The 26109-nt window shown below is 55.6% G+C and carries 25 protein-coding genes and 1 pseudogene; 19 read left to right on the forward strand and 7 right to left on the reverse strand.

What is annotated here, in order from left to right:
- Nucleotides 1-67 precede the first annotated feature (67 nt).
- The 5 genes from JWR17_RS21630 to ispD all read left to right on the forward strand — a co-directional run bounded on the left by JWR17_RS21630 (nucleotide 68) and on the right by ispD (nucleotide 5157).
- A complete protein-coding gene (locus tag JWR17_RS21630) occupies nucleotides 68-1699 on the forward strand; it encodes a CTP synthase (protein ID WP_299834665.1) in 1632 nt (543 codons plus the stop codon).
- Between the two features lie 17 nt (nucleotides 1700-1716).
- Entirely contained in the window at nucleotides 1717-2562 is an 846-nt protein-coding gene (gene kdsA / locus JWR17_RS21635) for a 3-deoxy-8-phosphooctulonate synthase (RefSeq protein ID WP_299834718.1), read from the forward strand.
- A 169-nt stretch (nucleotides 2563-2731) separates the two neighbouring features.
- The gene (gene eno / locus JWR17_RS21640; RefSeq protein ID WP_299834667.1) at nucleotides 2732-4021 is read left to right on the forward strand and encodes a phosphopyruvate hydratase; all 1290 of its coding nucleotides are present in this window, start codon (nucleotides 2732-2734) and stop codon (nucleotides 4019-4021) included.
- Nucleotides 4022-4180: 159 nt separating this feature from the next.
- Nucleotides 4181-4459 (forward strand): cell division protein FtsB, encoded by a 279-nt coding sequence (ftsB, locus tag JWR17_RS21645; protein WP_297838503.1) that lies wholly within the window; start codon nucleotides 4181-4183, stop codon nucleotides 4457-4459.
- Nucleotides 4456-5157 (forward strand): 2-C-methyl-D-erythritol 4-phosphate cytidylyltransferase, encoded by a 702-nt coding sequence (ispD, locus tag JWR17_RS21650; RefSeq protein WP_299834669.1) that lies wholly within the window; start codon nucleotides 4456-4458, stop codon nucleotides 5155-5157. The genes ftsB and ispD overlap by 4 nt, the downstream gene beginning before the upstream one ends.
- Nucleotide 5158: 1 nt before the next feature.
- On the opposite strand, the gene JWR17_RS21655 is transcribed toward ispD, so the two are convergent.
- Complete coding sequence (locus JWR17_RS21655) at nucleotides 5159-6073, reverse strand: LysR substrate-binding domain-containing protein (protein WP_299834671.1); 915 nt, start codon at nucleotides 6071-6073, stop codon at nucleotides 5159-5161.
- Between the two features lie 104 nt (nucleotides 6074-6177).
- On the opposite strand from JWR17_RS21655, the gene JWR17_RS21660 reads away from it, so the two are divergent.
- The 8 genes from JWR17_RS21660 to rpoS all read left to right on the forward strand — a co-directional run bounded on the left by JWR17_RS21660 (nucleotide 6178) and on the right by rpoS (nucleotide 13406).
- Nucleotides 6178-7290 carry an S-(hydroxymethyl)glutathione dehydrogenase/class III alcohol dehydrogenase gene (locus JWR17_RS21660; protein WP_299834673.1) on the forward strand — a complete coding sequence of 371 codons (1113 nt, stop codon included), beginning with the start codon at nucleotides 6178-6180 and terminating at the stop codon, nucleotides 7288-7290.
- Between the two features lie 94 nt (nucleotides 7291-7384).
- The gene (gene fghA / locus JWR17_RS21665) at nucleotides 7385-8230 is read left to right on the forward strand and encodes an S-formylglutathione hydrolase (protein ID WP_299834675.1); all 846 of its coding nucleotides are present in this window, start codon (nucleotides 7385-7387) and stop codon (nucleotides 8228-8230) included.
- A gap of 52 nt (nucleotides 8231-8282) precedes the next feature.
- On the forward strand, nucleotides 8283-8756 hold the full coding sequence (ispF, locus tag JWR17_RS21670; protein WP_299834677.1) for a 2-C-methyl-D-erythritol 2,4-cyclodiphosphate synthase: 474 nt from the start codon (nucleotides 8283-8285) through the stop codon (nucleotides 8754-8756).
- Nucleotides 8753-9811, forward strand: a complete 1059-nt coding sequence (gene truD, locus JWR17_RS21675; protein ID WP_299834678.1) for a tRNA pseudouridine(13) synthase TruD — start codon at nucleotides 8753-8755, stop codon at nucleotides 9809-9811. Before ispF ends, truD begins: the two co-directional genes overlap by 4 nt.
- A complete protein-coding gene (gene surE / locus JWR17_RS21680; protein ID WP_299834680.1) occupies nucleotides 9799-10548 on the forward strand; it encodes a 5'/3'-nucleotidase SurE in 750 nt (249 codons plus the stop codon). Before truD ends, surE begins: the two co-directional genes overlap by 13 nt.
- Nucleotides 10549-10589: 41 nt before the next feature.
- A complete protein-coding gene (locus JWR17_RS21685; protein WP_299834681.1) occupies nucleotides 10590-11225 on the forward strand; it encodes a protein-L-isoaspartate(D-aspartate) O-methyltransferase in 636 nt (211 codons plus the stop codon).
- Between the two features lie 186 nt (nucleotides 11226-11411).
- Nucleotides 11412-12293, forward strand: a complete 882-nt coding sequence (locus JWR17_RS21690) for a peptidoglycan DD-metalloendopeptidase family protein (RefSeq protein WP_299834683.1) — start codon at nucleotides 11412-11414, stop codon at nucleotides 12291-12293.
- Between the two features lie 105 nt (nucleotides 12294-12398).
- Nucleotides 12399-13406, forward strand: a complete 1008-nt coding sequence (gene rpoS, locus JWR17_RS21695; RefSeq protein ID WP_299834685.1) for an RNA polymerase sigma factor RpoS — start codon at nucleotides 12399-12401, stop codon at nucleotides 13404-13406.
- A gap of 546 nt (nucleotides 13407-13952) precedes the next feature.
- Here rpoS and fdxA read toward each other — a convergent pair.
- The 3 genes and pseudogenes from fdxA to JWR17_RS21710 form a co-directional block, all read right to left on the reverse strand.
- Nucleotides 13953-14276, reverse strand: a complete 324-nt coding sequence (gene fdxA, locus JWR17_RS21700; RefSeq protein ID WP_297835195.1) for a ferredoxin FdxA — start codon at nucleotides 14274-14276, stop codon at nucleotides 13953-13955.
- A gap of 238 nt (nucleotides 14277-14514) precedes the next feature.
- The gene (gene mutS / locus JWR17_RS21705; protein ID WP_299834720.1) at nucleotides 14515-17082 is read right to left on the reverse strand and encodes a DNA mismatch repair protein MutS; all 2568 of its coding nucleotides are present in this window, start codon (nucleotides 17080-17082) and stop codon (nucleotides 14515-14517) included.
- A 331-nt stretch (nucleotides 17083-17413) separates the two neighbouring features.
- Nucleotides 17414-17545: pseudogene (locus JWR17_RS21710) on the reverse strand (transcriptional regulator); the annotation flags it as partial.
- Between the two features lie 1050 nt (nucleotides 17546-18595).
- Between JWR17_RS21710 and JWR17_RS21715 the strand changes: the two are divergent.
- The 5 genes from JWR17_RS21715 (at nucleotide 18596) to recX (ending at nucleotide 22342) form a co-directional block, all read left to right on the forward strand.
- Nucleotides 18596-18784 carry a Com family DNA-binding transcriptional regulator gene (locus JWR17_RS21715; RefSeq protein ID WP_299834687.1) on the forward strand — a complete coding sequence of 63 codons (189 nt, stop codon included), beginning with the start codon at nucleotides 18596-18598 and terminating at the stop codon, nucleotides 18782-18784.
- 12 nt (nucleotides 18785-18796) lie between these two features.
- Nucleotides 18797-19660 carry a putidacin L1 family lectin-like bacteriocin gene (locus JWR17_RS21720; RefSeq protein WP_299834689.1) on the forward strand — a complete coding sequence of 288 codons (864 nt, stop codon included), beginning with the start codon at nucleotides 18797-18799 and terminating at the stop codon, nucleotides 19658-19660.
- Nucleotides 19661-20217: 557 nt separating this feature from the next.
- On the forward strand, nucleotides 20218-20700 hold the full coding sequence (locus tag JWR17_RS21725; RefSeq protein ID WP_299834691.1) for a CinA family protein: 483 nt from the start codon (nucleotides 20218-20220) through the stop codon (nucleotides 20698-20700).
- Nucleotides 20701-20804: 104 nt separating this feature from the next.
- Complete coding sequence (gene recA, locus JWR17_RS21730) at nucleotides 20805-21863, forward strand: recombinase RecA (RefSeq protein ID WP_299834693.1); 1059 nt, start codon at nucleotides 20805-20807, stop codon at nucleotides 21861-21863.
- 11 nt (nucleotides 21864-21874) lie between these two features.
- Complete coding sequence (gene recX / locus JWR17_RS21735; protein ID WP_299834695.1) at nucleotides 21875-22342, forward strand: recombination regulator RecX; 468 nt, start codon at nucleotides 21875-21877, stop codon at nucleotides 22340-22342.
- Nucleotides 22343-22366: 24 nt separating this feature from the next.
- Here the strand turns inward: recX and JWR17_RS21740 are convergent, their stop codons facing one another.
- Together JWR17_RS21740 and JWR17_RS21745 are read right to left on the reverse strand one after the other, a co-directional pair.
- Nucleotides 22367-23488, reverse strand: coding sequence for an LOG family protein (locus JWR17_RS21740; protein WP_299834696.1), 1122 nt, complete (start codon nucleotides 23486-23488; stop codon nucleotides 22367-22369).
- Nucleotides 23489-23678: 190 nt separating this feature from the next.
- A complete protein-coding gene (locus JWR17_RS21745) occupies nucleotides 23679-24089 on the reverse strand; it encodes a quorum-sensing-regulated virulence factor family protein (protein WP_299834698.1) in 411 nt (136 codons plus the stop codon).
- A 261-nt stretch (nucleotides 24090-24350) separates the two neighbouring features.
- Between JWR17_RS21745 and JWR17_RS21750 the strand changes: the two genes are divergently transcribed.
- Nucleotides 24351-25061, forward strand: coding sequence for a tRNA-uridine aminocarboxypropyltransferase (locus JWR17_RS21750; protein WP_299834699.1), 711 nt, complete (start codon nucleotides 24351-24353; stop codon nucleotides 25059-25061).
- Between the two features lie 3 nt (nucleotides 25062-25064).
- Here JWR17_RS21750 and JWR17_RS21755 read toward each other — a convergent pair whose 3' ends face one another.
- Nucleotides 25065-25988 (reverse strand): DMT family transporter, encoded by a 924-nt coding sequence (locus JWR17_RS21755; protein ID WP_299834722.1) that lies wholly within the window; start codon nucleotides 25986-25988, stop codon nucleotides 25065-25067.
- Nucleotides 25989-26109: the final 121 nt, after the last annotated feature.

Genomic DNA, 26109 nt, shown 5'->3' on the forward strand with positions numbered 1-26109 from the left:
GGCTTCGGCCTTCCTTCGCTTTCCCCGGCGGCTCTGACCGCTTTAACGCAGACTTCTAGGGTTTTTCATGACGCGCTACATCTTCGTCACGGGCGGTGTTGTTTCTTCATTGGGGAAAGGCATTGCCGCGGCTTCACTGGCGGCCATCCTGGAGGCGCGGGGACTTAAGGTCACCATGCTGAAGCTGGACCCCTACATCAACGTGGACCCGGGCACCATGAGCCCGTTCCAGCACGGTGAAGTGTTCGTCACACATGACGGCGCCGAAACCGACCTGGACCTGGGCCATTACGAGCGGTTTATCCGCACCACCATGACCCAGAACAACAACTTCACCACTGGCCGTGTGTACGAACACGTCCTGCGCAAAGAGCGCCGTGGTGATTATCTGGGCGCAACCATTCAGGTGATTCCGCACATCACCGACGAAATCAAGCGCCGCATCATCAAAGGCGCTGGCGATGCTGACGTCGCCATGGTCGAGATCGGTGGCACGGTTGGCGACATCGAGTCGCAACCGTTCCTTGAAGCTATTCGCCAATTGCGAGTAGAAGTCGGTGCCAAGCGCGCCATGCTCATTCACCTGACGCTGGTGCCTTACATCGCCACCGCCGGTGAAACCAAGACCAAGCCAACCCAGCACTCGGTAAAAGAGCTGCGTTCCATTGGCTTGCAACCTGATGTGTTGATCTGCCGCTCCGATCACCCGATCGATATTTCTTCACGCCGTAAAATCGCCTTGTTCACCAACGTTGAAGAGCGCGCGGTTATTTCCCTCGAAGACGTCGACACCATCTACAAGATTCCGGCCGTGCTGCACGCCCAGGGTCTGGATGATTTCGTCGTTGAACGTTTCGGCCTGCAATGTGGCGGCGCTGACTTGTCCGAGTGGGAGCAGGTGGTCGATGCGAAGCTCAACCCTGAGCATGAAGTCACCATCGCCATGGTCGGTAAGTACATGGAGCTGCTCGACGCCTACAAATCGCTGATTGAAGCGATGAGCCACGCCGGCATCACCAATCGCACCAAGGTGAATCTGCGTTATATCGATTCCGAAGACATCGAAAATCAGGGCACAGCCTTGCTTGAAGGCGTCGACGCGATTCTGGTGCCGGGCGGCTTTGGTTTGCGCGGGGTAGAAGGCAAGATCACCGCCGTGCAATTTGCTCGGGAAAACAAGGTTCCGTACCTGGGTATTTGCCTGGGCATGCAAGTGGCCGTCATCGAGTTCGCTCGTAACGTACTGGGCTGGAAAGACGCCAACTCCACCGAATTCGATCGCGCCAGCGGCCATCCGGTCGTGGGCCTGATCACCGAGTGGGAAGACGCTACCGGCGCCGTTGAAATTCGCACCGAAACCTCGGACCTGGGCGGCACCATGCGTCTGGGCGCACAGGATTGCCAACTGGAGCCTGGTTCGCTGGTTCACGATTGCTATGCCAAAGACGTCATCGTCGAGCGTCATCGCCATCGTTACGAAGTGAACAACAACCTGCTGCCTAGCCTGATCGAGGCCGGCCTGAAAATCTCCGGTCGTTCCGGCGATGGAGCGCTGGTTGAAGTAATCGAAGCCCCGGAACATCCGTGGTTTGTGGCTTGCCAGTTCCACCCTGAGTTCACCTCGACACCGCGCGACGGTCACCCGTTGTTCAGTGGCTTTGTGAAGGCGGCGCTGACCCAACACCAGAAGAAGGCTTGAGCCCAAGTATGATGAGCATGTCGCAGAAGGTCATCCGTGTCGGCGCAATCGAAATCGCCAACGACAAACCGTTTGTGTTGTTTGGCGGCATGAATGTGCTGGAATCCCGGGACATGGCGATGCAGGTGTGCGAAGCCTATGTCCGCGTGACCGAGAAACTCGGCATCCCATACGTGTTCAAAGCCAGCTTCGACAAAGCCAATCGTTCCTCCGTGACCTCTTACCGTGGCCCTGGCCTGGAAGAGGGCATGCGGATTTTCGAAGAAATCAAAAAGACCTTTGGCGTGCCGTTGATTACTGACGTGCATGAACCGGAGCAAGCGGCGGTCGTGGCCGAAGTGTGCGACATCATTCAGTTGCCAGCGTTTCTCTCGCGGCAGACCGATCTGGTGGTGGCCATGGCCAAGACCGGTGCGGTGATCAACATCAAGAAAGCCCAGTTTCTTGCACCTCAGGTAATGAAACACATCCTGAACAAGTGCGAAGAAGCGGGCAATGATCAGTTGATCCTGTGCGAGCGTGGTTCAAGCTTTGGTTACAACAACCTCGTGGTGGACATGCTCGGCTTCGGCATCATGAAGCAATTCGAGTACCCGGTATTTTTCGATGTGACCCACGCCTTGCAAATGCCGGGTGGTCGCTCCGATTCTGCCGGTGGTCGTCGCGCGCAGGTGCTGGATTTGGCCAAGGCTGGCTTGAGCCAGAGTTTGGCGGGGTTGTTCCTTGAGGCGCATCCAGATCCGGATAACGCTAAATGTGACGGTCCTTGCGCCCTGCGTCTGGATAAACTCGAGCCATTCCTGACTCAGCTAAAAGCCCTTGATGACCTGGTAAAAAGTTTTCCGACGGTAGAAACCGCATAACAGCCGCTTCTCCGGTAGAGTGCGGCTCAGTAAAAAGTCGCACACTATTTCTCTGATCGATGGTCAGAGCTTTGTCGCCCGTCAAGACTGCCCGCTGCATACGTTCTGACGGTGACAAATCACAATTTTCAGCTTCGTCGTCTTCGTCAATCCTGGAGTGTTTACAACAATGGCAAAAATCGTCGACATCAAAGGTCGTGAAGTTCTCGACTCCCGTGGCAATCCCACCGTGGAAGCGGATGTGCTCCTCGATAACGGCATCATCGGCAGTGCGTGCGCGCCGTCCGGTGCTTCCACCGGCTCGCGTGAAGCGCTTGAGCTGCGTGATGGCGACAAGAGCCGTTACCTGGGTAAAGGTGTTCTTAAAGCCGTGGCCAACATCAATGGCCCGATCCGCGACTTGTTGCTGGGCAAAGACCCTGTGGATCAACAGGCGCTCGATCGCGCCATGATCGCGCTGGACGCTACCGAGAACAAAGCCAGCCTGGGCGCCAACGCGATCCTCGCTGTGTCCCTGGCCGCTGCCAAAGCTGCCGCCCAGGACCAGGATCTGCCGTTGTACGCGCACATCGCCAACCTCAACGGCACACCGGGTGTTTACTCGATGCCGGTGCCCATGATGAACATCATCAACGGTGGCGAGCACGCGGATAACAACATCGATATCCAGGAGTTCATGGTGCAGCCGGTTGGCGCCAAGACGTTCTCGGAAGCGCTGCGCATGGGCACCGAAATATTCCATCACCTCAAAGCAGTTCTCAAGGCCCGTGGCCTGAGCACCACCGTGGGTGATGAAGGCGGCTTTGCACCGAACCTGGCGTCCAACGAAGACGCGTTACGCGTTATCTCGGAAGCTGTGGCAAACGCCGGTTACACACTGGGTACCGACGTGACGCTGGCGCTGGATTGCGCGGCCAGCGAATTCTACGAAGACGGTAAATACACGCTGGCCAGCGAAGGCCAGGTTTACGATTCCACCGGTTTCGCTGATTACCTGGCTGGCCTGACCGAACGCTACCCGATCATTTCCGTCGAAGACGGCATGGATGAGTCCGATTGGGCAGGCTGGAAAACGCTGACAGACAAAATCGGCGAAAAAATCCAGTTGGTGGGCGACGACTTGTTCGTGACCAACACCAAGATCCTCAAAGAAGGCATCGATAAAAAGATCGCTAACTCGATCCTGATCAAGTTCAACCAGATCGGCACGTTGACCGAAACCCTGGAAGCCATTCAAATGGCCAAAGCGGCCGGTTACACCGCGATAATCTCGCACCGCTCCGGTGAAACCGAAGATTCGACCATCGCTGATCTGGCGGTGGGTACGGCTGCAGGTCAGATCAAAACCGGTTCGTTGAGTCGTTCTGACCGTATCGCCAAGTACAACCAACTGCTGCGTATCGAAGAGCAATTGGGTGCCAAAGCTGTGTACAACGGTCGCGGCGAGTTTCGCGGCTGAGCAGGAGATGGTAAAAAGGCAACGGGCGCTGTAGGACACGTCGGCTAGCCGACGATGTTTCGGGCGTATGAGTGATCGGACCCGGTTGCCGGGTTCGATGCCCTCAGTCTTTTAACGTGTAGGCACCGCTGTCTTTTTTCACTGAGTACCTGATATTCAATGCGCAGTCCTAACTGGTTGTTCCTGATCTTGCTCCTGCTGCTGGCTGGCCTGCAGTATCGCCTGTGGGTGGGTAATGGAAGCCTGGCGCAAGTAGCCACGTTGTCCCAACAAATCGCTGATCAGCATGCTGAAAACGATGCATTGCTGGAACGTAACCGCATTCTCGATGCGGAAGTACTAGAGCTGAAAAAGGGCATGGAGACCGTTGAAGAACGTGCTCGTCATGAACTCGGCATGGTTAAAGACGGCGAAACTCTCTATCAGTTGGCCCAATGACCTCGGCGTTGCCTGCCTTCTGGGCAGTTATTCCTGCTGCTGGTGTTGGTGCCCGAATGGCCGCTGACCGTCCCAAGCAATATTTGTTGTTGGGCGGCGTTACTATCCTCGAACACAGCCTCAATTGTTTTCTCGACCACCCCCAGCTTAAGGGTTTGGTGATCGGCCTGGCTGTGGATGATCCTTATTGGCCAACCCTGGCCTGCGCCGTAGACCCTCGAATTCAGCGTGCTGCCGGCGGCTTGCAAAGGGCAGATTCCGTGCTCAACGCGTTGCTGCAATTGCACGCACAGGGTGCCCATGACGACGATTGGGTGTTGGTTCACGATGCCGCGCGACCTAACCTGGCGCGTGGGGATCTGGACAAATTGTTGGCCGAACTGGCTGATGATCCTGTCGGCGGTTTGCTGGCGGTGCCTGCGCGCGACACGCTTAAGCGTGCTGACAGCAACGGGCGCGTCACGGAAACGGTTGACCGCAGTTGTATCTGGCTGGCCTACACGCCGCAAATGTTCCGCCTTGGCGCACTGCACCGAGCGCTGGCTGACAGCCTGGTATCAAACGTCAGCATCACTGACGAAGCGTCCGCCATGGAGTGGGCCGGCCAATCTCCTCGATTGATCGAGGGCCGCTCTGACAACATCAAGGTTACCCGCCCCGAAGACCTGGAATGGCTGCGTCAACGCCGCAAATTCTGACTCAAACGCCGAATTCGACCTGCTCGCAATATTCCTTACGTACCGCCAGCCCGGCTTTGAGGTGTTCTACCAGCTTGCGCACCTTTGGCGACAGGTGTCGTTGTTGCGGATACAGCGCCCAAACGGCGGTATTCGGCGGCTGATGGGCGTCGAGCAAGGGAATCAACCTGCCGCTGTTTAAATGTTCCAGCACGTAATAATCTGGCAATTGGCACAGTCCAATGCCCTGCAACGCTGCATCCAGCACCGCCTGGCCACTGTTACAGCGCCAGTTGCCCTGAACCCGCTGTGAAAACTCCCGGCCGTTTTGTTGCAATAACCAAGTGTCGGTACTGCCAATCAGACAATTGTGACGGCTCAGTTCGGACAAGCTGTGGGGTCGTCCGTATCGCTCAAGGTAAGAAGGGGACGCGCACAGGTACATTCGGCGAGGGGCCAGGCGCGTTGCAACCAATCGAGAGTCTTGCAGGCGGCCCAAGCGAATCGCCAGATCAAGGCTTTCGTGCACCAGATCCAGCGTTCGGTTACTCAGCTCGATCTCAACCCGCAGTTGCGGGTACAGGGCCATGAAATCAATCACCAGCGGCGCGATAAAACGCTCGCCATAGGCCACGGCGCAGGTCATGCGCAACAAGCCCTTAGGTTCGCTGGCCAGGTCACCGACGGCGCGCAGCGCTTCTTCGCGCCCGTCTTGCAAGCGCTGGCAGTGCTGCAGAAAAGTCTGCCCGGCCTCGGTCAAATTAACCCGTCGAGTACTTCGATACAGCAACCGTGTTTGCAGCCGCTCTTCGAGCCGAACGATTTGTCGGCTGATGTGCGACGAGGAAACGCCCATGCGTTCGGCCGCAGCGGTGAACTGTCCGCATTCGGCCACCGCGACGAACTCATCCATTCCTTCCCACAGATTGGAAACCATCGATTATCCCTGCACAGCAATAATGTTTTGCTTTCGACTGGATTATTCCTCATACGGCGCTGTATTACACTGTTGGCTTGTAACTACTTCCGGAGAAAAAGTCGATGATCAAGTCACGCGCCGCTGTTGCCTTTGAGGCCAAAAAACCCCTCGAAATCGTTGAGGTCGATGTCGCGATGCCCAAGGCCGGTGAAGTGTTGCTGCGGGTCGTCGCCTCCGGTGTTTGCCATACCGACGCTTACACCCTGTCCGGCGCTGACCCGGAAGGCATCTTTCCATCGATCCTTGGTCACGAAGGCGGCGCAATCGTTGAAGCCATTGGCGAAGGCGTAACTTCGGTTGTGGTTGGCGACCACGTGATCCCGCTGTATACCCCTGAGTGCCGCAAATGTAAGTACTGCTTGTCGGGCAAGACCAACCTCTGCCAGGCCATTCGTGCCACCCAGGGTAAAGGCTTGATGCCGGATGGCACGTCGCGCTTTTCCTACAAGGGTCAGACGATTTTTCATTACATGGGCACATCGACGTTCTCCGAGTACACCGTGCTCCCAGAAATTTCGGTGGCTAAAATCTCCAAAGATGCGCCACTTGAAAAAGTCTGCCTGCTGGGTTGCGGCGTGACCACCGGGATCGGTGCGGTGATCAACACCGCCAAGGTCAAGCCGGGTGACACCGTGGCTATATTCGGCCTGGGCGGCATCGGTTTGTCGGCCTTGATCGGTGCGGTAAAGGCCAAGGCCGGTCGGATCATTGCCATCGATATCAACCCGGGCAAGTTCGACATCGCCAAACAACTGGGCGCTACTGACTGCATCAACCCGAAAGACTACGACCGACCTATCCAGGAAGTGATCGTTGACCTCACCGACGGCGGCGTGGATTTCTCGTTCGAATGCATCGGTAACGTACAACTGATGCGTGCAGCACTGGAGTGCTGCCACAAGGGTTGGGGCGAGTCAGTGATCATTGGCGTGGCAGGCGCGGGACAAGAAATCTCCACTCGTCCGTTCCAACTGGTGACCGGTCGCGTCTGGCGCGGTTCGGCATTCGGCGGCGTGCGCGGCCGGACTGAGTTGCCTAGCTATGTGGAAATGGCACAAACCGGTGAAATCCCGCTGGACACGTTTATCACTCACACCATGGGGCTGGAAGACATCAACAAAGCGTTTGACCTGATGCATGAAGGCAAAAGCATCCGTTCTGTCATTCACTTCTAAGAGCAGCTGAAAGCTTCAAGCGGCAAGCTGCAAGGGGCGTGTGTCATGCCTTCTTGCAGCTCAAGGCTTGAAGCTTGTAGCTGGGAGCCTCCCCATGACGTTAGAAAATCTTTCGTGCCAGAAAAGCTTTGGCGGCTGGCACAAGCGTTACAAACATCACTCAGATGTGCTCGGTTGCGACATGGTGTTTGCCGTTTATCTGCCGCCGCAGGCGGAGCAGGGCGGTAAGTTGCCGGTTGTCTACTGGTTGTCCGGATTGACCTGTTCCGACGAAAACTTCATGCACAAAGCCGGTGCGCAGCGGATTGCCGCCGAGTTGGGCTTGATTATTGTTGCACCGGACACCAGTCCGCGCGGCGCGGATGTTCCAGCTGATCCGGACGGTGCCTGGGACTTCGGCCTCGGTGCGGGTTTCTACCTGAACGCTACCCAGCAACCGTGGGTGAAGAATTACCGCATGCATGACTATGTGGTGAACGAGCTGCCAGCATTGGTAGAGGCGCACTTTCCGGCCTCGGACGTACGCGGAATCAGCGGCCACTCCATGGGCGGCCATGGCGCGCTGGTCTGTGCATTGCGCAACCCTGGACGTTACAAATCGGTGTCAGCCTTTTCGCCGATTACCAATCCAATGGACTGCCCGTGGGGTCAAAAAGCGTTCAGCCGATATTTGGGTGAAGAGCGTTCCCGCTGGCGCGAATGGGACACGTGCGCCTTGATTGCCGAAGCCACTGAAAAACTGCCGATCCTCGTCGATCAGGGCGACCGCGATGACTTCCTGGCTAATCAGCTCAAGCCTGAGGCGTTGGTGCAAGCGGCGAAATCAGCTGACCATCCGCTGACGCTGCGCATGCAACCGGGATACGACCACAGTTATTTCTTTATCGCCAGCTTCATTGAAGACCACTTACGGCATCACGCGGTCGCTCTAAGCGGTTAATGTCCGACAAAGTAGGTAGAATCACGCCCTGACTTTTTCGGGGCGTTTTTTTATGCGGATTGGCCACGGCTATGATGTGCACCGTTTTGCTGAAGGCGATTTCATCACCTTGGGCGGCGTGCGAATCACGCACACGTTTGGGCTGCTTGCCCATTCCGACGGCGATGTGCTGTTGCACGCCCTCAGTGATGCCTTGCTTGGCGCTGCGGCGTTAGGCGATATAGGCAAGCATTTCCCGGACACCGACCCGCAATTCAAGGGCGCTGACAGCCGTGCGTTGCTGCGCCATATCATGGCGTTGGTCAAAAGCAAGGGATGGAAAGTCGGCAACGTCGACGCCACGATTGTTGCTCAGGCACCAAAAATGGTTCCGCATATCGAATCGATGCGCGCGTTAATTGCGGCGGATCTACAGGTTGAGTTGGATCAAGTGAACGTAAAAGCTACCACCACTGAAAAACTTGGCTTCGTTGGTCGTGAAGAAGGTATCGCGGTTCACGCCGTCGCCTTGTTGCTCGCGGTATGACGGAGTTCGAATTGCTCGGCCCACGTGCTTATGGCGATGCGCTGGGCACTGCAGTGCTCAAAGCCACGGCGGAAGATTTTCAGGTCGATGAAGTGCTGGATATTCCCCTGTCAGGAGACGGCGAACACCTGTGGTTGTGGGTTGAAAAGCGCGGTTTGAACACCGAAGAAGCCGCCCGGAGGTTAGCGCGAGCTGCCGGTGTACCGTTGCGAACCGTGAGCTACGCCGGCTTGAAAGACCGCCAGGCATTGACCCGGCAATGGTTCAGCGTGCAATTGCCCGGCAAAGCCGATCCGGACATGGCTGCGGCCCAGGACGACACCCTGAAAATCCTGAAAATGGGTCGTCACAAGCGCAAATTGCAACGAGGTGCCCACGCGGCCAATGGTTTCACGTTGCGTCTGACCCAGCTACAAGGCGATCAAGCGGCGTTACAGGCTCGACTCGAATCAATCGCCAGCCATGGCGTGCCGAACTACTTCGGCACCCAGCGATTCGGCTGGGAAGGCGGCAATCTGGGCGAGGCCCGTGACTATGCGGCACGCCAGGCCTTGCCGGAGCAGCGCGCGGTACGCTCTCGATTGCTCTCCACGGCCCGTAGTTATCTGTTCAACAAAGTATTGGCGGTACGGGTCGCCGACGGCAGTTGGCAGCGCGCCCAGGTGGGCGACCTGTTGGCGTTTACCGATAGCCGCAGCTTTTTTCCTGCGGGGGAAGCCGAATGCAGCGATCCGCGCCTGGCGATTCTTGACCTGCACCCCACCGGGCCGCAGTGGGGCGCAGGTGACTCACCTGCGACCGGGGCCACTGGTGCGTTGGAACACGCGGTTGCCGAGGGCGAGTCTGCCTTGCGCGATTGGTTGATCAAAGCGGGCATGGAGCATGAGCGACGTATCCTGCGACTGCCCATTGGCGGTTTGACGTGGCATTATCCCGAGCCTGACATTCTGCAACTGGAATTCGTCCTGCCGGCCGGATGCTTCGCCACTGTATTGGTGCGTGAACTCGTCGACCTGGTTCCGGTGGGGCAAACGGACAGCTCATGCGTATTCTGATTTCTAACGATGATGGGGTGAGTGCACCCGGTCTTGCCGCGCTTCATGCTGCGCTGGCGGACTATAGCGATTGCGTGGTGATTGCTCCTGACCAAGACAAAAGCGGCGCAAGCAGCTCGCTGACTCTGGACCGTCCGCTGCATCCCCATGCATTGGCGAATGGCTTCATCAGCGTGAACGGAACGCCGACCGATTGCGTCCATCTTGGCCTCAATGGGCTGCTTGAGCAGCGGCCAGACATGGTCGTTTCCGGCATTAACCTTGGCGCTAATCTGGGCGATGATGTTTTGTATTCCGGCACCGTGGCCGCAGCGCTGGAAGGGCGTTTTCTTGAGCGCCCCTCATTTGCGTTTTCATTGTTATCGCGTCAGGTAGACAATCTTTCGACCGCAGCGCATTTTGCTCGGTTATTGGTTGAGGCCCATGAGCAACTGGATTTGCCTGCGCGCACGGTGTTGAACGTCAATATTCCGAATCTTCCGCTTGAGCACATTCGCGGAATTCAATTAACTCGGCTGGGCCATCGTGCTCGCGCCGCTGCGCCGGTCAAAGTGGTCGATCCGCGTGGCCGTGTCGGGTACTGGATCGCGGCCGCCGGTGATGCCGAAGATGGCGGCGCCGGGACTGATTTTCACGCTGTAATGCAAGGCTATGTATCCATTACACCGCTACAACTGGACCGTACTTATCAGGATGGTTTCACCAGCCTAAACCGCTGGCTAGAGGGACTGCATTGATGTCGCGTGAGCAAGATAATTTTTTAAGGCGCGGGATAGGTATGACCTCCCAGCGCACCCGCGAGCGTTTGATCCAGCGCCTCTATGAAGAGGGACTTTCCAACGCCCAAGTGTTGGAAGTGATCCGAAACACGCCTCGACACCTATTTGTCGACGAAGCGTTGGCGCACCGGGCTTACGAGGACACCGCCTTGCCCATTGGTCATAACCAGACCATTTCCCAGCCTTACATGGTGGCGCGCATGAGCGAGCTGCTATTGGCTGCCGGACCGTTGGATAAGGTGTTGGAAATCGGTACGGGTTCTGGCTATCAGACAGCGGTCTTGTCACAGCTGGTCGAACGGGTGTTTTCCGTTGAGCGGATCAAGGTTCTACAGGACCGCGCAAAAGAGCGGCTGGTGGAGCTGAACCTGCGCAACGTGGTGTTCCGCTGGGGCGACGGCTGGGAAGGTTGGCCAGCACTGGCGCCCTACAACGGGATTATCGTGACTGCGGTGGCCACTGACGTTCCCCAAGCCCTGCTTGATCAACTTGCCCCCGGTGGTCGGTTGGTGATTCCAGTGGGTTCTGGTGAAGTTCAGCAATTGATGCTGATCGTTCGTGAAGAAACTGGCTTTTCCCGTCACGTACTGGGCTCTGTAAGGTTCGTGCCCTTGCTCAACGGCCCACTCGCGTGACAATTCGTTTCTGCGCGTAATGAATTCTGGCTCGCGCTGTAGGTCAGATAGCCTGACCTGTGGCTTAATGCAGTATCTTCATAGGGTGCTGTAACGCACGGTTTTTCAAACAATTAAGCAATCCCTGCCAGCCGATATTACGGCACAATAGGCAACTTTAATTCAGTCACAGTAAAGGAGTGGCGGGTGAGTCTCACAGTCATTCAGCAGCGACTATCTTCAACTAGCTTTCAGCGTCTGGTGATTGGCCTTGCCCTTGGTTTCTTGCTTGTCGGCTGCTCAAGCAGACCGCCTGGTGGCGCCCCGGTCGTCGATCGCAACAAATCCGTGCCTCAGCGACAAGCGGTTACAACCGGGCAGTACGTGGTGCGTCGCAGCGACACGCTGTTTTCGATTGCCTTTCGTTACGGCTGGGACTGGAAAGCGTTAGCCGAACGCAATCAGATACCCCCTCCGTATACCATCCATCCGGGGCAAACTATTCGTTTTGATGGGCGCTCCAGTTCAAGTCCGGTAATCGCCGGGCCTGCATCTGTGCCTTCCGGCCCTCCGGTGGTAGCGTCTACAACAGCGTCTACGGCGTCAGGTTCGTTCAAAACCACGGTCATCTCCAGGCCGGTCGGAGTCGTTCCGGTGATCCTGCCATCGAAAGAAAGCGCTCCGGCGACCACGCCGATTCAGGCTGCGGGACGCCCATCTGCCGGCTGGGCCTGGCCATCTAATGGCATTTTGATTGGCAAATTTTCTTCAAACGGTAGTTTGAATAAAGGAATTGATATCGCTGGAGATTTGGGACAGCCTGTTTTGGCTGCATCTGATGGTTCGGTTGTCTACGCCGGGAGTGGCTTGCGGGGCTACGGCGAGTTAGTGATCATCAAACACAGCGATACCTACGTCAGTGCGTACGGTCATAACCGTAGACTGTTGGTTCGGGAGGGGCAGCAGGTCAAAGTCGGACAGACAATTGCCGAGATGGGGTCAACTGGGACTGACCGGGTGAAACTGCATTTTGAGATTCGCCGCCAAGGTAAGCCTGTAGATCCTCTGGAATTCCTGCCGCGTCGTTGATCGGTTACCAGCCTGTTTCTTGCGTAGAGGGAACAGGCTCAAGCGTTGCCACGGAAATAAGGCGCCGCTAGAGCTTGAGGTCGAACTCACCAAAGGACTATAACAATGGCTCTCAATAAAGAAGCGCCGGAGTTTGACATCGATGATGAGGTACTCCTTATGGAGCCTGGCATCGTTTTGGACTTATCGCCGGACGAGGAAAAAAAAGCTGCACCTCCCGTTCGCGCTCGGGCCAAGAACTCCACAACGCTCAAACAGCACAAATACATCGACTACACCCGTGCGCTCGATGCGACTCAGTTGTACCTCAATGAAATAGGTTTCTCGCCCCTGCTTTCGCCGGAAGAAGAAGTCCACTTTGCACGTTTGTCGCAGAGCGGTGATCCAGCGGGACGCAAACGCATGATTGAAAGTAACCTGCGGTTGGTGGTGAAAATCGCCAGGCGTTACGTCAATCGTGGCCTTTCATTGCTCGATCTGATCGAGGAAGGCAACCTGGGATTGATCCGGGCAGTCGAGAAATTCGATCCGGAACGCGGTTTCCGCTTCTCAACCTACGCGACCTGGTGGATACGTCAGACCATTGAGCGCGCCATCATGAATCAGACCCGCACAATCAGGTTACCGATTCATGTGGTCAAAGAGCTCAACGTGTACCTGCGTGCTGCTCGGGAACTGACCCAGAAACTAGACCACGAACCCTCTCCGGAAGAAATCGCAAACCTGCTTGAAAAGCCGGTGGGCGAGGTCAAGCGCATGCTTGGGCTCAACGAGCGGGTCTCCTCGGTGGATGTTTCTCTCGGGCCGGATTCAGATAAAACATTGCTCGATACGTTGACCGATGACCGTCCGACTGATCCATGTGAGCTATTGCAAGACGATGATCTGTCACAAAGCATTGATCAATGGTTGTCTGAGCTTACCGACAAACAACGGGAAGTGGTTGTGCGGCGTTTCGGTCTGCGGGGACACGAAAGCAGTACGCTGGAAGACGTCGGTCTGGAGATCGGTTTGACTCGGGAAAGGGTCCGGCAGATTCAGGTCGAAGGACTTAAGCGCTTACGTGAGATCCTTGAGAAAAACGGGTTGTCGAGCGAGTCTCTGTTCCAATAACAGACAGTCAGTTCGTCCGTACAAACATACAACGGCCTACTTCGTAAAAACACCTCGACTTGTTCGAGGTGTTTTTGCATGTGCATAAATAACAGCTGGATGGGTTGTAGGTGTTATTTAAATGAGGCGTTTAAAATGTGTAGTCCATGCGGTAAAAACTACTTTTCGCTGTAAGCCTTTGCTTACGTGCTGCGTAAGCTTTCGTAGTATTTGACTGTAAATTCAGCGCGCTGATGAGTAGGTTGTGTTTGTAACTGTCTGATTTTTAATGGGTTATAGAAAAGCGTGAAATACCGGCGTATCTTTTTGAAAGATTTGGCAGGTTGCTCTTCATCGCTAATTCACTATTATTAGAACTGTGTCGAGGGATAGACACAGGCCGTCAAGGATGACAGTCATGGACATCGCAGGATGCGATTCATCAGGATGATGAAAGGGACAAAAGGGACTAGAGAAATGTGGGCGGGTCATACCGCCCTTTTTCTTGCCCGCAATAAAGCAAAAACAAAAAAGGCCCGCAATGGGCCTTTTTGGTAATCAAGACGCTTAGCGTTCCAGATCCTTGAGCTTGCCTTTGACGCCGTCAAATTCTTCAGCGTTTGGTAAGCCTGCTTTCTTTTCAGTGATATTCGGCCAGATTTCCGCCAACTCTACGTTCAGCTGGATAAATTCCTTCATATCTTCCGGCACTTCATCTTCAGAGAAGATAGCCACGGCAGGGCATTCAGGCTCGCAGAGCGCACAGTCGATGCACTCGTCCGGGTGGATCACCAGGAAATTCGGGCCTTCGTAAAAGCAGTCCACCGGACACACTTCTACGCAGTCGGTGTACTTGCACTTGATGCAGTTGTCGGTGACGACGAAGGTCATTTCTAGTTCTCTCCTCAGGCGGCGGTAGCAGAGCCCTTTCAGCAGGGTTGCCAAGGTCGGGGAAATCTCCCGGGCCGTGTGAAACTTATGCAGTCAGCAGGCAGACGTTCGTTTGCCTTTGCGTCTTGACCTGCTGTGGTTCGCAACGTTCTCACGCGGCTCGGACAATCTGCGTCGTCAGGCTAAAACGCGCAGCACCCAAACCGCGCGGGATTCTAACAGCTTGTAACGAATCCCGTTAGATCCGTGTTTGCAAGGAATACAACAACTCTAGCGCTTGACGCGGTGTCAGGTCATCGACTTTGGTTTTCGACAACTCTTCCAGGACCGGGTGTGGCAGGCTGGCGAACATATCGCTTTGCTGTGGAATCGACGGCTTGCCGGGTGCTGCCCGAGGTGTTTCGTGGGGCAGGCTAGTGGTTTCCAACCGCAGCAGATGCTCCTTGGCCCGCGTAATCACCTTGGCCGGAACCCCCGCCAACTGGGCCACTGCCAAGCCATAACTCTGGCTGGCCGGGCCGGGTAATACCCGATGCAGGAACACGATCCGTTCGTTGTGTTCTGTGGCGTTGAGGTGCACGTTAGCAACGAGTGGCTGGCTTTCCGGCAGGACTGTCAGCTCGAAATAATGCGTAGCGAACAGCGTGTAGGCGCGCAATTGAGCGAGGCATTCTGCCGCAGCCCATGCCAGCGAAAGGCCGTCAAACGTACTGGTGCCGCGTCCGACTTCGTCCATCAACACTAGGCTGCGATCAGTGGCGTTGTGCAGGATATTTGCAGTTTCGCTCATTTCCACCATAAAGGTAGAACGCCCACCGGCGAGGTCATCGCTGGAACCGATCCGGGTAAAAATCCGATCAACCAGTGACAGCTCGCATTGGGCTGCGGGGACGAAGCTGCCAATATGCGCGAGCAGGACAATCAATGCGGTCTGGCGCATGTACGTCGACTTACCGCCCATGTTTGGCCCGGTGATCACCAACATTCGCGTGTTATCGTCGAGTGCCAGGTCGTTGGCGACAAAGGGCGTTGTCAGCACCTGTTCGACTACCGGATGCCGGCCTTGCTCGATGCGCATGCACGGTTCATCGACGAAGCGTGGGCAGTTCAAATCCAGATTCAGCGCGCGCTCGGCCAGGTTATTGAGTACGTCCAGTTCAGCCAGCGCCGCAGCAGTGTCTTGCAACGGCGCCAAATGGCCGATGAGGTCTTCGAGCAGTGCTTCGTAAAGCATCTTTTCCCTGGCCAGCGCCCGGCTTTTGGCCGACAGGGCTTTGTCTTCGAAAGCCTTCAGTTCAGGGGTAATGAAGCGCTCGGCACCTTTCAGTGTCTGACGACGAATGTAGTCCGCCGGGGCTTGTTCGGCTTGTTTGCTGGGCAGCTCGATGAAGTAGCCATGAATTCGGTTGTAACCGACTTTCAAATTGGCCAAACCGGTCCGGGCTTTTTCACGGGTTTCCAGATCAATCAGAAACTGTCCGGCGTTTTCGCTCAGAGATTGCAGATCGTCCAGCTCGGCGTCGTAACCGGTTTTCAACACACCGCCGTCACGAATCACTGCGGGCGGGTTATCGATGACTGCTCGCTGCAACAGATCAGCCAGTTCTGGGTAAGTGCTGGTGGTCTGGGCCAATTGTTGAATATGCGGCGCTTCCAGTTCGACCATCGCCAGTTGCAGCTCGGGCAGGGCGGCTAGTGCGTCACGCAAACGCGCCAAATCGCGAGGACGCGCATTGCGCAGGCCGATTCGAGCAAGGATCCGCTCGATATCGCCAATTTCTTTCAACTGCGGTTGCAGGTGTTCGAAACGATACCGCTCAAGCAAGCAGGTGATTGAGCTCTGGCGCGCCTTCAACACGGCCAAGTCGCGTAATGGACGGTTCAACCAACGGGTCAACAAGCGGCTGCCCATGGCGGTCTGGCAACGGTCGACGACCGATTGCAGAGTATTGTCGCGACCGCCTGCCAGGTTGGTGTCCAGTTCCAGGTTGCGCCGCGTGGCCCCATCGAGCACCACGGTGTCGTCCAGGCGTTCATGGCGCAGGCTGCGCAAGTGTGGCAGGGCCGTGCGCTGGGTTTCCTTGGCGTAACCGAGCAAGCAGCCAGCAGCGCCGATGGCCAGTGTCAGGTTCTCGCAGCCGAAGCCTTTCAGATCCTGAGTCGAAAACTGTTGGCACAGGGCCTTCAAGGCCGAGTCACGTTCAAAGTCCCAGGGCGCGCGACGCCGAGTGCCGCGACGTTTCTCTGCCGGCAAGCCTTGTGGCCAGTCGTCCGGGATCATCAACTCAACCGGGTTGACCCGCTCCAGCTCCGCCAGCAGGTTCTCCCAGCCCTTGATTTCAAGCACGCTGAAATTGCCGCTGGTGATGTCCAGCACTGCCAGGCCAAACAAGCGTTCGTCGCCCAACACGGCGGCGATGAGGTTGTCGCGACGTTCGTCGAGCAACGCCTCATCACTGACCGTGCCGGGAGTAATGATGCGTACTACCTGACGGTCTACCGGCCCTTTACTGGTGGCCGGATCGCCGATCTGCTCGCAAATCACCACGGACTCGCCGAGTTTCACCAGTTTGGCCAGATAACCTTCAGCGGCATGGTAAGGAATCCCACACATGGGAATCGCTTGTCCTGCCGACTGACCACGGGCTGTCAGGGTGATATCCAGCAGTTTCGACGCTTTTTTCGCATCTTCGTAGAAGATTTCGTAAAAATCCCCCATGCGATAAAACATCAACTGGTCCGGGTGCTGATTTTTCAGCCTCCAGTACTGCTGCATCATGGGGGTGTGCGAGGACAGGTCGGTCAGTGCTTTATTCATCAGTCACTTAGGTTTTTAAGTGGAATGCTGGGGCAGAAATGGGGCATTTGCCGCCGTTTCTCACGAAGTTTCCAAGTGAAACAGTCGTGGGTGAAATAGACCACAAGGTTACCACGTCCGCTTTCGTGGGTCGTATAACGCGGTGGGATCAGCGATATCGCCTGCGGGTCGCCAGTGTGGGCAACTCGTATACGTCGGTGAGTATTGCTCTGCTTTGGGTCGGTTGTGCTTATGCTTGCTGACGGCATTATGGGCCGCAGGTGGCACAGGGGAATGTGTGCGATGCGCCGCATGTTTAAGCGACCAAGGCCTGACTGTTTTAAACTGCCAGCGCCTGGAGTACATGTGTTGGGTCGTTATGGATGGCACGCAATAAAGCCTTGGCTGGCCCCGTAGGGTTCTTACGGCCTTGTTCCCGGTTTCGTAATGTGGCGACTTGTACGTCAATTATTGGCATTAGGGGATCTGCGGGGACTCGCCAGTCAGCGCTTTATCCATCAGGTTTTAGGCGAAATCGTTAAAAATATGTGAGGCAAAGGCGGCTGACGGACACTCATCGGTGTAATGAATCCCATTGGCCCCGCGGCTTTGTGCGATGGGCACAAAATTACCACGCGGCATCCCGTCCCTCAGAGTCTGGTGGGGAAAGCGCGGTTAAGACTTCACGCTGGGCGGTCGCGCGCAGAGCGTTATGCTGAAATGAACGTGCGATATCTCATTCTTGAGCAGTGCGCGACGTAGGATACTATTGTGCAGCAGGGCGAAACTTAATGTTGTCGGAAGGTCCCCAAAACCATGAGGGCGCTGGCGAATAGCAGCCTGGCTGATTGGTTGGCGAGGCATCACATCGGACCGTGTATCCCTTGCCGTCGATTTCCCTTCCTCCTTCCCCAGTACCGCGTTCGCTGTATGAGGAACAGCCTCCTAGCAAGGCGAAAGTCAGGAGTGTGAGTATGTATTTCAAGCGTGCGCCTCCGTGCGTTAGCTGTATACCTTAAACCCAAGTCCGCCTTGAGCAATTTGTTTTTACCAAGAAAAAAGTAAGTAAAAATTACCACGCAGCACACGCTGTCCGGCAATCCACCTTGGAAAAGCGTGGTTACGATTTCGGACTGGACGATTGCCCGAAGATCGCTACGCTGGCGTTGCGGTATCCCATTCAGGCGCGATGAATAGGACGTTTTATGCAAAACAAAAAGAGGAGCAAGTCTTCGGCAGCCGGGCGGTGGTAGCGCCGATTTTCCTGCCCCAACGAAGTAAGATACATCTGTTCATATGACTCAATACTCCCGCCTAATGCCGAGCGCATGTAGTTAGCTTGTGGATGTCAGGTCGGTTACATTGCGTAGCGACGTCGATAGCGCATCGCTGCTGATCTTGATGTTATCGGTGAGAAGTTCAAGTCGAGGGAAAGGTAAAACCAAGCCGTATATTGAAGACGCAGGCATAAGGCGCTCAGTCGAGCCAGGGAGCACTACGCGATAGAGGAAATCAAAAGGCTTTGCAGACGTTGAAAGATTGCCGCTGTGGAAAATGCAAACGACTTCTCGCTCGGGTGGGCAACTACACCGAGCTCCAGATCAAATGTTCCCGGTGCGGAACGTTGAATCATCTGAAGGCCGCGAGCCTCGATCTATCGCCTTTGAGCGACATGAAAGCGGAACTCTCCGCAACTAATCATTCAGCTTAATAGGTTAAGATCATGGCAGCAAAAGGACCATCAATTGTCCCGTTCAGTAATGTTGGAAGCTCGGTTTTACCTCCCAGAAACCAGATGACCCCTGGTCAGTACCTAGAGTCGCCTAATAAGCAGTTTAGGCTCTCGCTTCAGGGCGACATGAACCTTGTCCTCCATAATGGCGACTCCTTGGTATGGGTTGCGGACGCTAATCAGCCCCACTCCCGCACCTTAGGAAATCCAGTCAGAGCGGTCGCAAACTCGTTTTATGTTTTCTATAGTGCAGTTTTGGTTGATCACACGAGGACTCGTTACTGGCAAACGATAAACAGCACACCGCTAGATGGAAATGTTACAGCAGCTTCAGAGCGCACCGTCCTGCAGGTTCAAGACGATGGCAACCTTGTGATTATCGATTCCATTCCAGTATGGGCTAGCAATACATCAGTTCCCGTATCGCCAGATCAATCAGGAGTGCTTGTTCCGCCAGGTACGATCATCCATCCTGGGCAAACGTTTTCGGTCGGCACTTCAACTTTGACGTTTCAGGCGGATGGTAATTTGGTCCTTCTGGGCGCAGGCGGCGTGGTCCTGTGGCACGCCGGTACGGGCAACAAAGGCGCTGCTTTGGCGACAATGCAGGGTGATGGCAACTTCGTCATTTCTGACGGGGCTGGTTCTCCAATCTGGTACACCAATACAGGCGCCTTCCCAGGGGCTTATGGACGTATCCAAGCCAACGGCAGTTTTTCAATTGTTACTGATAGGGTGGTTTGGGCCCGTTTTGGGCATACACCAACGGTTAAAGCCCGCGCAGTTTTTTATCCTAACCACGGGACCGGCCCTCTTCCTACGTTCTATGACCGTGTTCTTTACACATTCAGTTAATGGGCATCAGCAGAGTTGGCTATTAAGCGATAACGCAATGTTGGTTGGTAGGCCGATACCTAAACACAGGTAACCAATGCTCTGACAGCTACTTTGCCGTAAGGCTGGTTTGGAAGGACTTCTCAGCTATCCCATAGGCTCACCATATCGGTGGGCCTTTTCCGTTGCGTGTTAGGTGGTGCCCCTCAAAGCCCATCGCGGCGTTTGAAAAGAGCGGTAACGACTCCACCAAGGTAGGTCGCTCAGGAAACGCTACGCTTGCGGTGCGGTATCTCAGTCCAACCACAACGAACAGGATGTTCTTATGAAAAATAAAAGGGGTCGGGATTCCGGCAGTGGGCGCTTTATTTCAATCGACGAAGCGAAAAAACGGCCGAAGGAAACTACGGTCGAAACGATCAGGCGGCGGGTCAAAAAAGAACCGTGTCCTCAGAACTAGTGTTTAACAACCGGGACGTCTGTCAGAGGCCGGCGTCTCCTCCCTTGCACCTATAACAAGCTCGTGTACGGTATCTGCCCTGACGTGCTGTCTGTCGAATGACCTTTGGGAGAATCCCGTGGATGAAATTACTCAACTGGCCGCTGAACTTGGCAAGCGTCTGCAAATGATCAAGGCTCAAGTCACCACCGCCGAGTCGTGTACCGGTGGCGGTATCGCTGAAGCAATCACCCGTATTCCGGGCAGTTCAGCCTGGTTCGAAGCCGGGTATGTCACCTATTCCAACGCACAGAAAACTCGCCAGTTGAACGTGTCCCCTGAACTGTTCTCTACAGTAGGCGCGGTCAGTCGCGAAGTGGTCGAGGCGATGGTGGCGGGCGCGCAGGTTAACAGTCAGGCGCATTTTGCAGTGGCAGTCAGCGGTGTTGCCGGTCCTGATGGCGGGTCTGTCGACAAGCCTGTGGGCACGGTGTGGCTCGCCTGGGGTGATGGCACGCAGGTTGTTTCTGAGCGTCGCCAATTCGACGGTGACCGTGACGAGGTGCGCCGACAAACGGTGAAGGCCGCGCTAGAGGGCCTGTTACAACGTACCGCTAGATAAATAGCAAAACGGGGGTAGGCGAGCGCGCAACCCTGTGGAATAATACTGGCTACTTATACAGTTATTGTTGGCCGTGAGGCCTTATTGATTACGAGAGGACTTCAATGGACGACAACAAGAAGAAAGCCTTGGCTGCGGCCTTGGGTCAGATCGAGCGTCAATTCGGCAAAGGTGCCGTGATGCGCATGGGTGACCATGACCGCCAGGCGATTCCTGCTATCTCCACCGGTTCGCTGGGTCTGGACATTGCGCTGGGTATTGGTGGCTTGCCAAAAGGCCGAATCGTGGAAATCTACGGTCCGGAATCTTCGGGTAAAACAACGTTGACGCTGTCGGTCATCGCCCAGGCGCAGAAAATGGGCGCGACCTGCGCATTCGTCGATGCGGAACACGCACTGGACCCTGAATACGCCGGCAAGCTGGGCGTCAATGTCGACGACCTGCTGGTTTCGCAACCGGATACCGGTGAACAGGCGCTGGAAATCACCGACATGCTGGTGCGCTCCAACGCCATCGACGTCATCGTGATCGACTCCGTGGCCGCGCTGGTTCCTAAAGCTGAAATCGAAGGCGAGATGGGTGACATGCACGTGGGGCTCCAGGCACGTTTGATGTCTCAGGCGCTGCGGAAAATCACCGGTAACATCAAAAACGCAAACTGTCTGGTTATCTTCATCAACCAGATTCGTATGAAAATCGGCGTCATGTTCGGCAGTCCGGAAACCACTACCGGTGGTAACGCGCTGAAGTTCTACGCATCTGTCCGTCTGGATATCCGCCGTACTGGCGCGGTGAAGGAAGGCGATGAAGTCGTTGGTAGCGAAACCCGCGTTAAAGTCGTGAAGAACAAAGTGGCTCCGCCGTTCCGTCAGGCAGAGTTCCAGATTCTTTACGGCAAGGGTATCTACCTTAACGGTGAAATCATCGACCTGGCAGTGCTGCATGGCTTCGTGGAGAAATCGGGTGCCTGGTACAGCTACCAGGGCAGCAAGATCGGTCAGGGCAAGGCCAACTCGGCCAAGTTCCTGGCGGATAACCCGGACGTAGGCGCAACACTGGAAAAACTCATCCGTGACAAGCTGCTGACACCGGGCGTTGACACCAAGGCAGTGAACTCCAGAGTGCCTGCTGATGATTTGGCTGAAGCTGACGCCGATATCTGATAAATAACGCCATGGCTGCGGTACTTGATACACCCCTCGCCATTCGGCGTACTGCAATGGACCTGCTCGCACGTCGCGAGCATGGTCGAGTCGAGCTGACGCGCAAACTGCGTCAGCGCGGCGCCCCGCCTGAATTGATCGACCCCGCCCTCGACCGACTCACGGAAGAAGGGCTGCTGTCTGAATCTCGCTACCTGGAAAGCTTCGTCTCTTATCGTGCCCGGTCAGGCTATGGTCCTTTGCGTATTCGCGAAGAGCTAAGCCAGCGCGGTCTTCAGCGTGCGGACATTGAGCAAGCGCTGAAAGAATGCGGGTTTGACTGGAAAGAAAAGCTGCAAGAAACCTGGGAGCGCAAATTCGACGGGCAGTTGCCAAGGGACATGCGCGAGCGTGCCCAGCAGGGTCGCTTTCTGAGTTACCGAGGCTATCCGTTGGATTTGATCAGCCGCTTGTTAAACGGCCGATCTGAAGACGACTGAGTGACCGGGCAGGTCATAAACAGGCTACATGACCTTCAGAGGATCACGCGCCTGTGTTTGTTTATGTGTCGGGGCAACCAGCGCCCAATTCTGCGGAAGGTTGATGTAATCAATCAACTCTCGCAGACGCCCGTGGCTTCTGCCGGTAAAGGAAAACGCTAAGCGAGTGAGATGACTGAACTGTGCTTCGTCGTGCTCTTCTCCCAGATAGGCGTGCTGATGAAAGTCATCGCTTAAACACAAGTCGGCAAACTCGTTTTGTATGTGCTCAATGGCTTGCTCATTGAGGGAGTGATGCATGCGGATTACAAATTTGTTTTTCAGCCAACGACTGGAATGGAAGTTGGTGTAGAAACAATTGATTTCATCGACAGCTTCTTCCGCGCTGTAAACCAGCCGCAATAATTTCATGTCGCTCGGCAAGATGTAACGGTTGGCCTCCAACTGGTTTTTGATAAAGTTGAGCGCTTCTTGCCAGAAGCTGCCGCCTGGGGTGTCCAGCAACACGATGGGTACGATAGGGCTTTTGCCTGTTTGAATCAGAGTCAATACTTCCAGCGCTTCATCCAGCGTGCCAAATCCCCCCGGACACAGTACAAGCGCATCCGCTTCTTTGACGAAAAACAGTTTGCGGGTGAAGAAGAAGTGAAACGGCAGCAGGTTCTCCGTGCCTTCTACGGTGGGGTTGGCGTGTTGCTCGAAGGGCAGGGTAATGTTGAATCCCAGGCTGTATTCGAGACCTGCACCTTCATGGGCCGCTGCCATGATGCCGCCGCCAGCACCCGTGATGACCATCAGTTCCGAACTGGCCAGCAACGCACCGAGATCCCGGGCCAGTGCATACAAAGGATGCTCAACAGGTGTGCGAGCCGATCCAAATACCGTGACCTTGCGACGATCCTTGAACTGTTCTAACACCCGAAAGGCGTTTTCCAGTTCGCGTATCGCTTGCAAGGTAATCTTGGCATTCCAGCGGTTGTGATCGTCCTGGGCCATGCGCAGGACGGTCAACATCATGTCGCGATAAAGGGGGAGGTTTGGACTATTGGGAGCAACCAGGCGGATTTGGTCTTCAACCTTGCCCACAAGGTCGATGCCGTTGTTCTTAAAGTGACGAGACAGGAAATCATTCGGTTCATAGGGCATTCAGCGTTCTCCTTTGCAGCGCCATTAGCGTGTCGACCAGATGCTGACTGATCTTGTGCTTATATCGACAACACTGGCAACGAGTGATTACGGCAATATGTCTACGTTTGTTGCGCAGTGGTGAGGGCGGCGGCGGTGCGCTGCAAAGCGCGCCGAAGGTAGACAGCGTCGCGCCTGCTGAAGCCAGGGTCTATTTTTTCATTTTGCAGTCAGAAGCCCTGAACACATGAGTAGCGACTGCGCGGTTGGTTTTGTATTCGGTGAATTCGTATTTAAGTAGCGCGCCTCTGGCCATGAGTTGGCGAAAGCCGTCATTGTTGCAAACGCTCGAGCCCAGCTGGTTACGCACTGCGTCAGGATTTTCACGCATCTGTACTGCATGACTTTCCAGCACGCTCAAGTGGTCGATGAGTTCTTTTCCTTCAACCGTGTAACCTTGATCCAGAATGTTTTCGTTAATGGCCCGGGGTGTACCGACGCTGCTTTCCGCCGCAACTTTTTCCAGCATTTTGCTCAGCTCGTAATCCTGTTTGGATGCCGCTTGAGCGCAAAAAGGGACAGCCAGCAAAAGTGTGAGGGTAGGGACGATAAGGCGCAGCATTAAAAATCTCCGGATTCAGTGACTGGCCGTTGGACCATTGACTTGAACATGCGTTCACCTTTTGCCGGATCCCTTGCACCCCATTGGCGCGAAGAAATTGATCGGTAGGTCAGTGGCCGCGCGGCAGTATAAATGAAAGATCAGGCAAACAAATATTCAGCTAAAGGCAGGCGTTGGACGAGGCGGTGATAAACTGCACTGACTTTTTATCCAGCGAGTGCCTGCTGTGTCCATGCTCTATGTTTGGCGGCGTAATTGAAGATGAGCCATGCTGTTTCCCGTCTCCGCGCTCAACGCTTGGCTCGCGCCGTAAAACCATTTGTTGCTCGGGGTTCGAGGGCACTGCGCTGCCCTGGTTGTCGGGTCATTCCTGCTTACTGTTTGTGCGCTTGGCGCCCGACGGTGGCCGCCAAGTCAGCTGTGTGTTTGTTGATGTATGACGTCGAGCCGTTAAAGCCCACCAACACCGGTTGGTTGATTGCCGATGTCATCGAAGAAACCCACGCCTTTGGTTGGTCGCGCACGGAAGTCGACGCCGGTTTGCCTGCATTGCTCAACGATCCGCAATGGCAGCCTTACATTGTGTTTCCCGGCGAATTTGTCGCCCCAGAGCGGGTCGTCACCGAAGTGAAGCTTGAGCACGGGAAGCGCCCGCTGTTCGTCTTGCTCGACGCTACCTGGAGCGAAGCACGCAAGATGTTCCGCAAGAGCCCCTATCTCGACCATTTGCCGGTGCTCAGCCTTGAGTCGGAGCAAATCTCCCGCTATCGGTTACGCCGTTCCAAACGTGACGATCATTTTTGCACCGCCGAAGTCGCCGCGCTGTGCCTGGAGCTGGCAAACGATCAAGCTGCCGGGAGCGTGCTGGACGCCTATCTCGATGTATTTACCGCTCATTATCTGGGCGCAAAGCACCTGCTACCGATCAACCTGGAAGATGAATCCCACGCCTACCTGAAAGCCTTCATATAGCCGTTATGAGCCGTGGGTGGTAGCGACGGTCACCGCCAACTGCTCGGGCTTCTTTGGCCACAATTGCGCCAACAGCATGCCGGCAAGCATTAAGGCACAGCCTAGATAACCTTTCAGATGCAGCGATTCGTTGAGCATCAGCGCGCCGGCAATGGCTGCGAATACTGCTTCCAGAGACAGAATGATCGCCGCGTGAGAGGCAATCGCGTGTTTTTGCGCGATAACTTGTAAGGTGTAGCCGATGCCGACCGCGACCACGCCGCCATAAAGAATGGCCGGCCCCGCCGCGATGATCGATGCCACATGAAACTCTTCAAAAATCAGTGCCAGGATCAGACTGACGACCGAACAGGTGACAAACTGCAGAAAGGCCAGTCGGATGGCGTCATGGCGGCTTGCGAACAGGCCAACCAGGATCACGTGTCCACCCCAGACAAACGCACCGATCAGTTGCAGCCAATCGCCGGAAGCAACGTGGAAGTTGTCGCCCACGCTCAGTAAAAACATCCCTGCCACGGCCATGCCGGCACCCAGCCAGGTTCCGGTTCCAGTTTTGTGCCCCATCAATAAGCCCAGCAGCGGCACTACAATGACATACAGGCCGGTAATGAATCCGGCGTTGGTCACGCTGGTAAACAACAGGCCGACTTGCTGCAGGTTGATGCCGGCGGCCAGCACCAGCCCCATGATCAACCCGCCGAGTAACAAGCTGCGGGTCATAAAGGGTTCGGGCTTGATCGATCCAACCCGTGCAGGACCACGGAGAATTAACGGCAACAAACACAGGGACCCGAGCGCGAAGCGTAAACCGGTGAAAAGATACGGGCCGATATGATCCATGCCAGCACTCTGGGCGACAAACCCCGAGCCCCAGATCATTGCGGTAAGCAGCATTAACAGGTCGGCACGTAGGGCTTGTTTTTGCATGATGACGCTCAGCTCGGTAGGCCGCAGACTTTGCCGGAAAGCGCGGAGCTTGACCACCCCCGCATCGCTCGTCATCCTTGTCGCCGAATAACGCTTGAACGCCGATATTGCGGGGCTTGGC

Source organism: Pseudomonas sp. (assembly GCF_028293835.1).
Taxonomy (GTDB): Bacteria; Pseudomonadota; Gammaproteobacteria; order Pseudomonadales; family Pseudomonadaceae; genus Aquipseudomonas.